Annotated in this window: 13 protein-coding genes; all 13 read left to right on the forward strand. The window is 72.3% G+C overall.

Features of this window, described 5'->3' with window-relative positions:
- The first annotated feature begins 30 nt into the window (after positions 1-30).
- The 13 genes from pilM to add all read left to right on the forward strand — a co-directional run bounded on the left by pilM (position 31) and on the right by add (position 14,567).
- Positions 31-1,086: a type IV pilus assembly protein PilM gene (pilM, locus tag ABEA53_RS11335; RefSeq protein ID WP_345481280.1), complete on the forward strand. Its 1,056-nt coding sequence runs from the start codon at positions 31-33 to the stop codon at positions 1,084-1,086.
- Positions 1,083-1,793, forward strand: a complete 711-nt coding sequence (locus tag ABEA53_RS11340; RefSeq protein WP_345481281.1) for a hypothetical protein — start codon at positions 1,083-1,085, stop codon at positions 1,791-1,793. The genes pilM and ABEA53_RS11340 overlap by 4 nt, the downstream gene beginning before the upstream one ends.
- Entirely contained in the window at positions 1,790-2,479 is a 690-nt protein-coding gene (locus ABEA53_RS11345) for a hypothetical protein (protein WP_345481283.1), read from the forward strand. Before ABEA53_RS11340 ends, ABEA53_RS11345 begins: the two co-directional genes overlap by 4 nt.
- A 70-nt stretch (positions 2,480-2,549) precedes the next feature.
- A complete protein-coding gene (locus ABEA53_RS11350) occupies positions 2,550-4,199 on the forward strand; it encodes a S8 family serine peptidase (protein WP_345481284.1) in 1,650 nt (549 codons plus the stop codon).
- 45 nt (positions 4,200-4,244) lie between these two features.
- Positions 4,245-5,069 carry a hypothetical protein gene (locus ABEA53_RS11355; protein WP_345481285.1) on the forward strand — a complete coding sequence of 275 codons (825 nt, stop codon included), beginning with the start codon at positions 4,245-4,247 and terminating at the stop codon, positions 5,067-5,069.
- A gap of 25 nt (positions 5,070-5,094) precedes the next feature.
- Positions 5,095-5,523, forward strand: coding sequence for a hypothetical protein (locus tag ABEA53_RS11360; protein ID WP_345481286.1), 429 nt, complete (start codon positions 5,095-5,097; stop codon positions 5,521-5,523).
- A gap of 287 nt (positions 5,524-5,810) precedes the next feature.
- Positions 5,811-6,185 (forward strand): 30S ribosomal protein S12, encoded by a 375-nt coding sequence (rpsL, locus tag ABEA53_RS11365; RefSeq protein WP_055964941.1) that lies wholly within the window; start codon positions 5,811-5,813, stop codon positions 6,183-6,185.
- Positions 6,185-6,655 (forward strand): 30S ribosomal protein S7, encoded by a 471-nt coding sequence (gene rpsG / locus ABEA53_RS11370; RefSeq protein WP_345481287.1) that lies wholly within the window; start codon positions 6,185-6,187, stop codon positions 6,653-6,655. The genes rpsL and rpsG overlap by 1 nt, the downstream gene beginning before the upstream one ends.
- Positions 6,656-6,798: 143 nt before the next feature.
- Complete coding sequence (gene fusA, locus ABEA53_RS11375) at positions 6,799-8,919, forward strand: elongation factor G (protein WP_345481288.1); 2,121 nt, start codon at positions 6,799-6,801, stop codon at positions 8,917-8,919.
- A 220-nt stretch (positions 8,920-9,139) separates the two neighbouring features.
- Positions 9,140-10,333, forward strand: coding sequence for an elongation factor Tu (gene tuf / locus ABEA53_RS11380; protein WP_345481289.1), 1,194 nt, complete (start codon positions 9,140-9,142; stop codon positions 10,331-10,333).
- A 244-nt stretch (positions 10,334-10,577) separates the two neighbouring features.
- The gene (locus ABEA53_RS11385; protein ID WP_345481290.1) at positions 10,578-12,137 is read left to right on the forward strand and encodes a Mur ligase family protein; all 1,560 of its coding nucleotides are present in this window, start codon (positions 10,578-10,580) and stop codon (positions 12,135-12,137) included.
- Positions 12,138-12,403: 266 nt separating this feature from the next.
- A complete protein-coding gene (locus ABEA53_RS11390; RefSeq protein WP_345481291.1) occupies positions 12,404-13,528 on the forward strand; it encodes a DNA topoisomerase IB in 1,125 nt (374 codons plus the stop codon).
- Positions 13,529-13,562: 34 nt separating this feature from the next.
- Positions 13,563-14,567, forward strand: coding sequence for an adenosine deaminase (gene add, locus ABEA53_RS11395; RefSeq protein ID WP_345481293.1), 1,005 nt, complete (start codon positions 13,563-13,565; stop codon positions 14,565-14,567).
- Positions 14,568-14,576: the final 9 nt, after the last annotated feature.

Consider the following 14,576-nt stretch of genomic DNA (forward strand, 5'->3'; position numbering starts at 1 on the left):
CGCTCACGAGCGAAAGCGACAGCGAACACCATGACCAAGACGATCGTCGGCCTGGACTTCGGCCACGGCGTGATCCGCGGCGCGGAGGTGATGCCGGAGCACGGACGCCAGCCCGCGACCCTCCTGCGCTACCAGGAGATCCCGGTCCCGCTGGACGCCATCCGCGAGGGCGTGGTCGTCGACGAGGAGGCCGTCGCCGCCGCCCTCGAGAACCTGCGCGGCTCCGCCGGCTTCGGCACCCGTCGCGCGGTCATCGGGATCGGCGGCCAGCAGGTGCTGATCCGCGAGCTGATCATGCCGGCGATGTCGCCCCAGGCGCTCCGCGATGCGCTGCCGTTCAAGGCGCAGGAGCTGCTGCCGCTGCCCGTCGAGGACGCGGTGCTCGACTACTACCCGGTGGAGGAGGTCGAGGACGCCGACGGCGCGTCGCTCCGCGGCCTGCTCGTCGCCGCGACCAAGCAGTCGGTCGTCGCCAACATCCGCGCCGTGAAGCGCGCCGGGTTCAAGGTGGTCGACGTCGACCTCATCCCCTTCGCGGTCGTCCGCGCGCAGCCGAAGGCGACCCGGCAGGGCGTGCAGCTCTTCGTGCACGTCGGCGCGACGTCGACGAGCGTCGTCGTCACCGACTCCGGCGTGCCGCAGTTCGTCCGCCTGCTGCCCAACGGCGGCCACGACCTCACCACGGCCCTCATCAACCAGCTCGGGCTGCGGGCGGACCGCGCGGACGACATGAAGCGCCGCTACGGCATCACCGCGGACCCGACCGACCTCCAGTCCGACTTCGTCGCCCGGGTCAACGCCGAGGGCGCCCGCGACATCGTGCAGGCGGCCCGCACCACCGTCGCGTTCTTCGAGAACGCCCGGCAGGAGGCCGGCACGTCCGTCACCGACGTGGTGCTCTCGGGCGGCGGATCGCAGCTGCGCGGGCTCGCGGAGGAGATCGCCTCCGCCACGGGGCTGCCGGTCGCGACCGGTCGCGGCGATGCGGGCATCCGCATCGGGCCGCGCGTCGACGAGGTCGCGATGCTCTCCGCCGGAGTCGTCCCCGCGGTCGCCGTGGGTCTCGCGCTGCGGGGTGCGGCATGAGCGCCCCCGCCACGAGCGCCTTCGCGCGCCTCCGCCAGCCGATCGGCGGTGCGAAGCCGCGCACCGGACAGCGGGTCGGCGGCACGCCGCAGGTGTCCCTGCTCCCGAACGAGGTCCGCGCAGCCGGTGCCGTCGCCGCTCATCGCCGCAAGCTGGTCGCCGTCGTCGTGATCGCCGCGATCGCAGCGGCCGGTGTCGTCGCCGTCTCGCATCAGCACGCGACCGCCGCTCAGCAGCGACTGGCCGTCCAGCAGACGCAGTCGCAGGCGCTCACCGCGCAGATCGGCAAGTTCAAGGACATCCGCCAGCTCGAGGCGCAGATCGCCCTCGGCAGGGCGGCGGTGAAGGTCGGCAGCTCGACGCTGATCGACTGGCAGGCGCAGATCGACGCGATCGAGTCCGCGATGCCGGCCTCCTACACCGTGACGGACATCAGCGCGAACGGCGCGACGCCGCTCGCCGCCTACCCGCAGTCCACGAACCTCCTCGAGCCGACCCGCGTCGCGACGATCACCATGAAGGTGACCGCGCCCTCGTTCGGCGAGGAGTTCTCGGGGTGGATGCGCGACCTGCGCGCCATCCCGGCGTACGCGGACGCGACCGCCGACACGACCTTCGACACCACCACCGGTCGCTACACGGTGGCGCTGACGGTGCACCTCTCTCCGAAGGCCGTCTCGGCCCGCTCCTGGACGGACCCGCGATGAACCCCTCCCGCATCTGGACCCTCGGCGCGATCGTCGCCGTCGTCGCGATCCTCGGCGCCGCGTTCGGGCTCGGCGTGCAGCCGTCGCTCGCGGCGGCGTCCGCCGCGGACGCCTCGGCGCAGCAGGTGCAGCAGACGAACACCGCCACGCAGGCCGAGATCGGCCGTCTCTCGCGCTCGGCCGCGAAGCAGTCCGAGCTCGACCAGCAGAACGCCTTCGTCGGCCGCGCGGTGACGGGGTCCCTGCGCTGGAACACCTTCTCGACGCAGATCCGCGACACCGCTGCGCAGGACGGCGTCAAGATCGTCTCCCTCGGCACCGGCGACCCGACCGACTACGTCGCGCCCGTCGCGGCGTCCCCGGCCGGCGGCGCCGCAGCGCCCGCCCCGACGGCGTCGGCCACGCCCTCACCGGGCACGACGCCCGTCGCGGCGCCCGTGCTGGACCCGGCGCAGACCGGCCTCTTCGGCAAGACGGACCCGCTCATCAGCGGCGCGAACCTCGTGGTCATCCCGGTGACCGTCTCCGTGTCCGGCAGCGAGGAGTCGAGCATCGCCTTCGCGCAGGACGTGCAGCGCATGACCCGCCTCTTCGCCGTGAACAACGTGACCTACACGAAGGGCACGGACAGCGGCGACCCGCCCACGACGACGATCAGCGGCACGATCTACGCCCTGCGCGGCTGATCCGCCCCACCGCTCCGCTCCATGGGGGCGGGCGCGCACCCGCCCGTCCCGCCCGTCATCAGGAGCCCTCGTGCGCACTCGGCGATCACTCGCGTCCGTCACCGCCTTCGTGGCGGGTGCGGTCCTCGTCGCGACCCTCGCGCCGCCCGCGCTCGCCGAGCAGCGGGGAGAGACGCTGCGCCTCGTCGCCCGCGTCGCCGCCGGCGCGTCGACGCCGGCCCTGCAGGACTCGGTGCGCGGGGTGGACGTCCGCGGCGTGACGCGGCTCGGCCACGGGATCGCCGTGGTCACCGTCGAGGCGACCGACGCCCACCAGGCGGCGGCGGCCCTGAACGCGTCGCCCGCCGTCGCGGGCGCGGCACCGGACCGGCGCTTCACCACCGCCGGCGCGAAGGCGCCCGGCACGACGCTCGACACGTACTTCCCGCAGCAGTGGGACCTCTGGGACGCGGCGTCGAAGGCCCGCGCGGGCGGGTACGGCGTCGACGCGCCCCGCGCCTGGACCAGGACGCGGGGCAGCCGCGACGTGGTCGTGGCCGTGCTCGACACCGGCATCACGCCGCACCCGGATCTCGCCGGCGCCGCCCTGGCGCCCGGCTACGACTTCGTGTCGCAGACGCCCGGCATCCGCACCGGCGACGGCGACGGGTGGGACCCCGACCCGCGCGACGAGGGCGACGCGTGCACCGAGCTCGACGACCCGTCGAGCTGGCACGGCACGTTCGTGACCGGCGAGATCGCCGCGCAGCGGGGCCGCCTCGGCGTGGCGGGGGAGGCGCCGGGCGTGACGATCGAGCCCGTCCGCGTCCTCGGCGGCTGCGGCGGCACGGAGGCGGACTCGATCGCCGCCGTCGAGTGGGCCTCGGGCGGCGTCGTCGCAGGCGTCCCCGTCAACGCGAACCCCGCCGACGTGATCTCGATGTCGCTCGGGTCGGACGGCGGCGCGTGCTCGAGCGCGCTGCAGACCGCGATCGACGACGCGACCCGTCGCGGCTCGATCGTGGTGGCGGCGGCCGGCAACGACGGGCGGAGCGTCGCCGACACCTCCCCGGCCAACTGCGCGGGCGTCGTCAGCGTGGTCGCCACGACCCGCTCCGGCGCGCTGGCGGACTACTCGAACCGCGGCGACGCGCGGCTGTCGCCGACGATCGCGGCGCCCGGAGGCTCGGCGGGCGCGCCGATCATCGGCGACACCTGGACCTCGACCGGCGCGTTCTCGGCGCCGGGGAACCGGGGCGCGATCGGCGCCGAGGCCGGCACGAGCATGGCGACCCCGCGCGTCTCCGCGGCGATCGCGCTGCTGCTCTCGGTCCACCCCGGCCTCGGGGCGGGGGAGGTGCGCCGGCGGCTCGCGGCCACGGCCACCCGCTTCCCGGCGGGCTCGAGCTGCGACCGCACGCGGTGCGGCGCCGGGATCGTGAACGCGGGCGACCTCGTGGGCGCGAAGCGCGTCCTGGTCCACGCGACGTCGACGAAGGCGGTCGGCACGGCCCGTGCGGGCCACCGGCTCACCGCTCGCGTCGGCACCTGGCGTCCTGCCGCGCAGCACGTCCGCTACCGCTGGCTGCGGGACGGGAAGCCGATCGCGAAGGCGACCGGGCGCAGCTACCGCCTCAGGACGAAGGACGCCGGGCACCGCATCGCCGTTCGCGTGCTGGTGCAGCGGGCGGGCGCGACGAACTCCGCCGCCACCAGCGCCGTGCGCCGCGTCCAGCGCTGAACGCCTCCCGTAGGCTCTCCGGGCCACGACGAGAGGACCCCCGACATGGCTGATCCGAACCGTCCAGAGGACGACGCGGCGGACGACGCCCGTCGCCCGGCCGCGGTCGCCGCCGACGGGCCCGCGGCCACCACGCCGTACAAGCCCGCCCGCGCCGACGACGAGCCGCGGACGGAGCGCCTGCCCGCCGATCGCGACGACGACGTGCGCACCGAGCGGCTCGCGGCCGACCGGGACGACGCGCGGACCGAGGTCGTCGAGCCCGCAGCCGCCACCGCGGTGCACCCGCACGCCGATGCGCCTGCGGCGCCGCCCGCGCAGCGGCCGCTGCCCACGACGGAGGAGGGCTCCGCACCGCCCCCGCCCCGCAAGAAGGGGAACCGGCTGGTCGCGACGGCCTGGGTCCTGCTGGCCGCCGGGCTCTTCCAGGCGGTCTTCTTCGGCGCGAACGCGCTCGTCGCGCTCGTCTTCGGCGGCACCGCCGCGGTCCTTCCACAGGTGCAGTCGGTCGCGGGCACCTCGCTCGCCTGGCTGCCTGTGCTGCTGTTCTTCCTGCTCTTCGAGCTGACGGTGCTGCTGATCAACCGCGCCGGCCGGGTCGCCTACGTGCTCGCCAGCCTGATCGTGGGCGCGATCGTCTACGTGCTGACGGTGGTGCTGTTCTCGGTCCTGGTGCGCCACACCCTCGGCGACGCCAACACGCTCGCGCAGACCTTCCTCAACTGGGAGTTCATCCTGGTCGGCCTGGTCGCCCGCGAGGTGATGCTCTGGACCGGGCTCGCGATCGGCTCGCGCGGCATCCGCGTGCGCCGCCGGTACCGGGAGGCGCGGCGCAGCTACGAGCAGGAGGTCGGCGACGTCCGCAGCTGACGCGCGAGCGGGCGCCGGCATCGCGGTGTTCGTCGGCCTCGGCTGGATCGCGACGGTGGTGGCCGCCAACGGGCTCGTCAGCCTGGGCAGCGGCCTCGAGGTCGTGCCCGTCCGCGCCGCCGGTCCGCTCGCCGAGCCGGCCGGCGTCGTCGTGGCGGCCCTCGCGATCGCGGTCCGGTCGGCGCGCTCGACGGCGCGCAGCACGCTCCTGCCGCTCGAGACGGCGCTGATCGCCGCGGTCGCGCTGATCCTCGTGCCCGGCGCGGTCGCGCTGGCCACGGGCGGCGCGGGCGCGGGGCTCGTGACGCTCGGCCGGTCGGCGACCTCGGTCTTCACGCTGACCGACGTCGTGCTGGCCGCGCTGGCGGGGCTGGTGGTCCTCCTGGTGGTCCGCGCCCGCGGCGCCGGCGCCGGCCGCCCCCGCTGGCCGTGGGAGGACGACGAGCAGCCCTGACGGGCGCGCGCGGCGGCCCGGGTGTGTTTGATCCCTCTCCCGAGTGCGGCTATCATCTTGCGGGTGTGTGCCGCTCTCCGGCGCACAGCACGTTCCGCGGAGGACCCGGTGATGCCGGGTCCGACACCACCGTCGGGACCATCGCGGATGTCCGACATCCGCATCGACCGTCCGGCACCGGCATGCGGTGCAGGTCGCCCCGCACGGGGCGGCGTCGGAGACAGAGCCCGCCCTGACGGCGGCGCACAACAGAGAAACCGCCTTCGAGGCGGCGAGGAGTCAGCAGAGTGCCCACCATCCAGCAGCTGGTCCGCAAGGGCCGCACGCCCAAGGTCGTCAAGACCAAGGCGCCTGCGCTGAAGGCGAACCCGCAGCAGCGCGGCGTCTGCACCCGCGTCTACACCACGACGCCGAAGAAGCCGAACTCCGCCCTCCGCAAGGTCGCGCGCGTGAAGCTCTCCAACGGCACCGAGGTGACCGCCTACATCCCCGGCGAGGGCCACAACCTCCAGGAGCACTCGATGGTGCTCGTGCGCGGCGGTCGTGTGAAGGACCTCCCCGGCGTCCGCTACAAGATCGTCCGCGGCGCCCTGGACACCCAGGCCGTGAAGAACCGCAAGCAGGCCCGCAGCCGCTACGGCGCGAAGATGGAGAAGAAGTAATGCCCCGCAAGGGTCCCGCCCCGAAGCGTCCCGTCGTCGCCGACCCGGTCTACCAGGCCCCGGTCGTCAGCCAGCTCGTCAACAAGATCCTCGTCGACGGCAAGAAGGGCCTCTCCGAGCGCATCGTCTACGGCGCGCTCGAGAACGTCGCCGCCAAGAACGGTCAGGACGCGGTCGCCACGCTGAAGAAGGCGCTCGACAACGTGCGCCCGACCATCGAGGTCAAGAGTCGCCGCGTCGGCGGCTCGACCTACCAGGTCCCGATCGAGGTCAAGCCGCACCGCGCGAACACGCTCGCGCTGCGCTGGCTGACCACGTACGCGAAGGCCCGTCGCGAGAAGTCGATGACCGAGCGCCTCACGAACGAGATCCTCGACGCGTCGAACGGCCTCGGCGCCGCGGTCAAGCGCCGCGAGGACACGCACAAGATGGCCGAGTCGAACCGCGCCTTCGCCCACTACCGCTGGTAGCCCCGGGCTCGTCCAGCTCCACCGCGGCCGCGGATCCCGTGCTCAACGGGGTCCGCGGCCTCGGGCATGAAACGGGCTCCTCGCGCGTTTCCCTCAAGGCAGCGAGCCTGTAGGGCTCACCGAAATCTTCGAAAGGTTCCCCCGTGGCAGTCGCCCAGGACGTCCTCACCGACCTGAACAAGGTCCGCAACATCGGCATCATGGCGCACATCGACGCCGGCAAGACCACGACGACCGAGCGCATCCTCTTCTACACCGGCATCACCCACAAGATCGGCGAGGTGCACGACGGCGCCGCGACGATGGACTGGATGGCGCAGGAGCAGGAGCGCGGCATCACCATCACGTCCGCCGCGACGACGTGCTTCTGGAACAACAACCAGATCAACATCATCGACACCCCCGGCCACGTCGACTTCACGGTCGAGGTCGAGCGGTCCCTCCGCGTCCTCGACGGCGCCGTCGCCGTCTTCGACGGCAAGGAGGGCGTCGAGCCCCAGTCCGAGACCGTCTGGCGCCAGGCCGACAAGTACAACGTCCCGCGCATCTGCTTCGTCAACAAGATGGACAAGCTCGGCGCGGACTTCTACTTCACCGTCGACACGATCGTGAACCGTCTCGGTGCGAAGCCGCTGGTCATCCAGCTGCCGATCGGCTCCGAGAGCACCTTCGAGGGCGTCGTCGACCTGGTCGAGATGCGCGCGCTCACGTGGCGCGGCGACGCCAAGGGCGACGTGCAGATGGGCGCCAAGTACGCGATCGAGGAGATCCCGGCCGACCTGGTCGAGCGGGCCAACGAGTACCGCGCCACGCTGCTCGAGACCGTCGCCGAGACCGACGACGCGCTGCTCGAGAAGTACTTCGGCGGCGAGGAGCTGACGGTCGCCGAGATCAAGGGCGCGATCCGAAAGCTCACGGTCAACAGCGAGATCTACCCGGTCCTCTGCGGCTCCGCGTTCAAGAACCGCGGCGTGCAGCCGATGCTCGACGCGGTCGTGGACTACCTGCCCAGCCCGCTCGACGTGCCCGCCATCGAGGCGCACGACCCGCGCGACGAGGAGAAGGTGATCCTGCGTCACGCCGACGCGTCGGAGCCGTTCTCCGCGCTCGCCTTCAAGGTCGCGGTGCACCCGTTCTTCGGCCGCCTCACCTACGTCCGGGTCTACTCCGGCCACATCGAGGGCGGCAGCCAGGTCATCAACTCGACCAAGGGCAAGAAGGAGCGCATCGGGAAGATCTTCCAGATGCACTCCAACAAGGAGAACCCCGTCGACGGCGTCTCGGCCGGCCACATCTACGCGGTCATCGGCCTGAAGGACACCACCACCGGTGACACCCTGTCCGACCCGCAGGACCAGGTCGTCCTCGAGTCGATGACCTTCCCCGAGCCCGTCATCGAGGTCGCGATCGAGCCCAAGACCAAGGCGGACCAGGACAAGCTCGGCACGGCGATCCAGAAGCTCGCCGAGGAGGACCCGACCTTCCGCACCGAGCAGAACCGCGAGACCGGCCAGACCATCATCAAGGGGATGGGCGAGCTCCACCTCGACATCCTGGTCGACCGCATGAAGCGCGAGTTCAACGTCGAGGCGAACGTCGGCAAGCCCCAGGTGGCCTACCGCGAGACGATCAAGAAGACGGTCGAGCGCTACGACTACACCCACAAGAAGCAGACCGGTGGCTCCGGTCAGTTCGCGAAGGTGCAGATCGCGCTCGAGCCCCTCGAGGTCACGGCGGAGACGACGTACGAGTTCGAGAACAAGGTCACCGGTGGCCGCATCCCGCGCGAGTACATTCCCTCGGTCGACGCGGGCATCCAGGACGCGATGCAGGTCGGCGTGCTCGCCGGCTACCCGATGGTCGGCGTGAAGGCGTCGCTGCTCGACGGCGGCTACCACGAGGTCGACTCGTCCGAGATGGCGTTCAAGATCGCCGGTTCCATGGCGTTCAAGGAGGCGGCCCGCAAGGCTTCCCCCGCGCTGCTCGAGCCGGTCATGGCCGTCGAGGTCCGCACCCCGCAGGAGTACATGGGCGACGTCATCGGCGACCTGAACTCCCGTCGAGGCCAGATCGAGTCGATGGAGGACGCCTCCGGCGTCAAGGTCGTCACGGCCCGGGTCCCGCTGTCCGAGATGTTCGGCTACGTCGGCGACCTCCGCAGCAAGACCTCCGGTCGCGCCGTCTACTCGATGCAGTTCGGCAGCTACGCCGAGGTGCCTCGGAACGTCGCCGACGAGATCATCCAGAAGAACAAGGCCGAGTAGTCCGGTCGAGGGACGGGAGGCGCGGTTCCGGCCGCTCCTCCCGCCCCGTCCGAGCGCGCTGCCGCGCCCGCCGCGACCGACCTGCGCACGCGGGCGGCCGGCACACGTTTGTCACAAACCGAAACAGATCCGGGTATCCTCGTCCGGTCGAAACCGCGCACACCCGCGCCCTCTCGACCGAGGTAGGACACCTCGACCAACAGTCCTGAGGAGGGCATCAGTGGCCAAGGCCAAGTTCGAGCGCACCAAGCCGCACGTGAACATCGGAACGATCGGGCACGTCGACCACGGCAAGACGACGCTCACCGCAGCCATCACCAAGGTGCTGCACGACAAGTACCCCGCCCTGAACACGGCGAGCGCGTTCGACCAGATCGACAACGCTCCCGAGGAGCGTCAGCGCGGCATCACGATCAACATCTCGCACGTCGAGTACCAGACCGAGAAGCGCCACTACGCGCACGTGGACGCCCCGGGCCACGCGGACTACATCAAGAACATGATCACGGGTGCGGCCCAGATGGACGGCGCGATCCTCGTGGTCTCCGCCACCGACGGCCCCATGCCCCAGACGCGTGAGCACGTGCTGCTCGCCCGCCAGGTCGGCGTGCCCTACATCGTGGTCGCGCTGAACAAGTCCGACGTCGTCGACGACGAGGAGATCCTGGAGCTCGTCGAGCTCGAGGTCCGCGAGCTGCTGTCGAGCCAGGAGTTCGACGGCGACAACGCGCCGATCGTCCGCGTCTCCGCGCTGCAGGCGCTCGAGGGCGACGAGAAGTGGGGCGCCACGGTCGCCGACCTGATGGACAAGGTCGACGAGTTCGTGCCGGAGCCCGAGCGCGACGTCGACCGTCCGTTCCTGATGCCGATCGAGGACGTCTTCACGATCACCGGTCGTGGCACCGTCATCACCGGTCGCGTCGAGCGCGGTGTCCTCAAGGTCAACACCGAGGTCGAGATCGTCGGCATCAAGCCGACGAGCATCAAGACCACGGTCACCGGCGTCGAGATGTTCCGCAAGCTGCTCGACGAGGCCCGCGCGGGCGAGAACGTCGGCCTGCTGCTGCGCGGCACGAAGCGCGAGGAGGTCGAGCGCGGCCAGGTCGTGGTCAAGCCCGGCTCGGTCACGCCGCACACGAACTTCGAGGCGAACGCGTACATCCTGTCCAAGGACGAGGGCGGGCGTCACAACCCGTTCTACGCGAACTACCGCCCGCAGTTCTACTTCCGCACCACCGACGTCACCGGCGTCATCTCCCTGCCCGAGGGCACCGAGATGGTCATGCCCGGTGACACCACCGAGATGACGGTCGAGCTGATCCAGCCGATCGCCATGGAGGAGGGTCTGCGCTTCGCGATCCGCGAGGGCGGCCGCACCGTCGGTGCCGGCACGGTGACGAAGATCATCAAGTAGCTTCCGCTGCTGCCAGAAGGGCCCGGTCCGCGAGGACCGGGCCCTTCTGTGTTCATCGCCGCGCCGCCGCGGCTGTGCCCTGCCGGGCCCTGAACCCGCCGCGTCCGCGCATGTCGGGCAGGTTCCACTGGTCGGTCCGGAACTCCGGGCGGCTGCGCGCGGTACTGCACGGGCGTGGGCGGCGCACCCGGCACCGGCACGGGGTCCGCTGCGGCGGGAGCGCGCCACCTACAGTGGTCCGGTCATGCCTGCTCCGGTCCCGTCCCCGTTCGTCCCCGAGTCGACCCATCCGGTCCCGCTCGCCGACCTCGTCGCCCGCTTCGACCTCGCGGGCGACCCCCGCGACGTCGCCGTGAGCGGCATCAGCCTCAGCACCGCGGCCGTCCGCCCCGGTCACCTCTTCATCGCGCTGCAGGGGGTGCGCAGCCACGGTGCGGACTTCGTCGCCGACGCGCTGACCCGCGGCGCCGTCGCCGTGCTGACGGACCCCGCGCACGGCGAGCTCGCCGTCGAGGTGCCCGTGCTCACGACGCCCGAGCCGCGCGTGCTGCTCGGCGAGCTCGCGGCCGAGGTCTACGGCACGCGGGAGCACCACCCGCTGCTGCTCGGCGTCACCGGGACCAACGGCAAGACCTCCACCAGCCACTTCCTCGCGGGGCTGCTCGACCTGCTCGAGGTGCCGAACGGCCTCAGCTCGACCGCCGAGCGACGCGTGGGCCAGGAGCGCCGCGTCGCCGGGCTCACGACGCCGGAGGCGACGGAGCTGCACGCGCTGATCGCGCGCATGGAGGAGACGGGCGTCGAGGCCGCCGCCATCGAGGTGAGCGCGCAGGGCCTGTCGCGGCACCGGCTGGACGGCATCGTGTTCGACGTCGCCGGGTTCACGAACCTCAGCCACGACCACCTCGACGACTACGCGGACATGGAGGAGTACTACGCCGCGAAGGCCGTGCTGTTCCAGCCGGACCGCTCGCGCCGCGCCGTGGTGTCGCTCGACACGGCGTGGGGCGCGCGGGTGCTGACCGACGCCGGCGTGCCGACCGTCTCCATCGCCCTCGCCGGCGGCGAGGCCGCGGACTGGACCGTCACCGTGACCGAGGAGACGCAGGCGCACACCGCGTTCGTGCTCGAGGGGCCGGAGGGTCGACGGATCGCGACCCGCATCCCGGTGCTCGGTGCGCACATGGCCGCCAACGCCGGCCTCGCCGTCGTGATGCTGCTCGAGGCGGGCTACGCCTTCGAGCGGCTGCAGCGGGTGCTCGAGGGGCCGCAGGGGATGGCGGCGACGCTGCCCGGCCGCACCGAGCTGGTGTCCGGCCCGGGCGCACCGGCGGTCTACGTCGACTTCGGGCACTCCCCCCACGCCTTCCAGGAGACCCTCGCGGCCGTGCGGGCGGTGACGCCGGGCAAGGTGATCATGCTGTTCGGCGCGGACGGCGACCGCGACACGACCAAGCGCCCCGACATGGCCCGTGCGGCGGTCGCGGGCAGCGACGTCCTGGTCGTCACCGACCACCATCCGCGCTTCGAGGACCCGGCGAGCATCCGCGCGACGCTCGTCGCCGCGGCGCGCGAGGCGGCGCCGGACCACCCCGTCCACGAGGAGGGGCAGCCCGAGCGCGCGATCCGGCTCGCGGTGTCCCTCGCCGAGCCGGGCGACGCGATCCTCTGGGCCGGTCCCGGGCACCAGAACTACCGCGACATCCGCGGTGTGCGCACGGACTACTCCGCGAGGCGCGAGGCGCGGGCCGCGCTGCAGGAGGCGGGCTACCAGGCCGCGCCCTCCCACGACCTCGCGTCCTGAGCGGCGTCCTCAGGGTCCTCTTGGCGTCCGCCGCACCGCTCGACAGCAGCGCCGCCTAGCTTCGCTCCCGGACAGTCCGAGGAGCACCCGGGCCGCCTGCACCCCGATCCGATGGGCAGTCGGATCGACCGGAGGGGTTGCGCGGCCCGTCCCGGACCGGGTGGACGGGGAGGAGAGGGCTCGGCGGCCCTCTCCTCCTCCACGTCCACCGAGCGTCGGCTGCGCGCCGTCCGACGCCCAGCCGAGCGTCCGTACGCTTCCGCAGCGTGACCGACGCCCCCGTCCAGCAGGCCCCCGGCCCGCGCAGAACGAAGCTCCGCAAGAGCAACCCGCTCGGCAAGGGGTACCACCGCGTCCGCGCCGGCAGCGGCTTCAGCTACCGGGCGCCGGACGGGTCGACGGTGAAGGATCCGCAGCTGCGGCAGCGGTTCGAGGCGATGGGCATCCCGCCCGCGTGGACCGACGTGTGGATCGCGCCCTACGAGAACGGGCACATCCAGGCGATCGGGTACGACCAGGCGAACCGGAAGCAGTACATCTACCACCCGACCTGGCGCGAGCGGAACGACAAGCGCAAGTTCGAGCGCATGCTGCTGCTCGCCGAGGCGCTGCCCGGCGCCCGCGGCACCGTGCGCCGGCACCTCCGCGACCCCGAGCACCCGCGACGCCGCGTGCTGGCCGCCGCGTTCCGCATGCTCGACCTCGGCGGCCTCCGCATCGGCTCCTCCATCTACGAGGAGGAGAACGGCAGCTACGGGCTCACGACCCTGCACGGCGAGCACGTGACCATCGACGGCGACGAGGTGCACCTGCGCTTCCCGGCGAAGAGCCACAAGACCTGGGACTCGACGATGCGCGACCACGACCTGGCCGTCCTGCTCACCGAGCTGAAGGCCCGCGGCGACGACGAGCGCCTGCTGGCCTACGAGCGCGCGGGGGAGTGGCACGGGATCACCCCGGCGGACGTGAACGACTACGTGCGCAAGCGGCTGCACGGCAAGTTCTCCGCGAAGGACTTCCGCACGCTCCGCGGCACCGTGTCCGCCGCGGTGAGCCTCGCGAAGCACGGGCCCGAGGAGAAGAAGGGCACGCAGAAGCGGGCGATCGCGGACGCGATGCGCGCCGCGGCCGAGGACCTCTCGAACACCCCGACGGTCGCCAAGGCGAGCTACGTGGACCCGCGGCTCGTCGACCGGTACCGGGCCGGCGAGACGATCGACCCCGCGCGCACGTCGTCGGCGGAGGCGGAGGTCCGGGCGCTGCTGTTCGAGTCCCCGAACGAGCCGATCGCCCAGCCGGACGGCGTCCCGGAACCGGCCGCCGAGGCGGCGGCCGAGCTCGAGGTCGGCGAGCCCGGCGCCGAGGAGGAGGCCGCCGTCACGACCCCGTAGCAGCGCGGAAACACGGCGCCGCTACCGTCCGGGCATGGACCTGGAGTCGTTCGTCGCGGGGATGCCGAAGACCGAGCTGCACGTGCACCTCGAGGGCACGCTCGAGCGGGACCTGCTGATGCGGCTCGCGGCGGAGAACGGGGTCGACGTGCCCCTGCCCGAGGGCGGGTTCACCGACCTGACGAGCTTCCTGGCGCAGTACTACCCGGCGATGCGGGCCCTGGTCACGGAGGACGACTTCTTCGAGCTCGCCTGGGCCTACCTCCTGCGCGCCGCCGAGCAGTCCGTGGTGCACGCGGAGCTGTTCTTCGACCCGCAGGCGCACACGGGCCGCGGCGTGCCCTTCCCGGACGTGATCGGCGGCTACCGGCGGGCGATCGAGAAGGCGCAGCGCGAGCTGGGCGTGCACGCGGACCTGATCCTCTGCTTCCTGCGCGACCTGAGCGCGGAGCACGCGATGTCGACGCTGATGGAGGCGCTGCCGTACAAGGCGTGGATCGTGGGCGTCGGCCTCGACTCCGACGAGCGCGGCAACCCGCCCGCCAAGTTCGCCGCGGTGTTCGCGCGGGCGCGGGAGGAGGGCTTCCTGCTGACGATGCACTGCGACATCGACCAGCCCGGCTCCATCGAGCACATCCGCTCGGCCCTGCTCGACATCGCGGTGGACCGCATCGACCACGGCACGAACATCGTCGAGGACCCCGCGCTGGTCGACCTCGTCCGCGAGCGCGGCATCGGCCTGACCTGCTGCCCGATCTCGAACGGGTTCGTCACGGACGACATGAAGGCGGCGGAGATCGTCCAGCTGCTGCGCGCCGGGGTGAAGGTGACGGTGAGCTCCGACGACCCCGCGTACTTCGGCGGCTACGTCACCGAGAACCTCCTGGCGCTGGCCCGCGCGGGCGACCTGAGCGAGGCGGACCTGGTCCAGCTGCAGCGCAACGCCCTCGAGGTGTCCTGGCTCGCGCCGTTCCGCCGCGACCGCCTGCTCGCCGGGCTGGAGGCGTACGCGGCGGACGCCGCCGCTGCAGCGCCCTAGCCTGAGGCG

Source organism: Amnibacterium soli (assembly GCF_039544415.1).
GTDB lineage: Bacteria > Actinomycetota > Actinomycetes > Actinomycetales > Microbacteriaceae > Amnibacterium > Amnibacterium soli.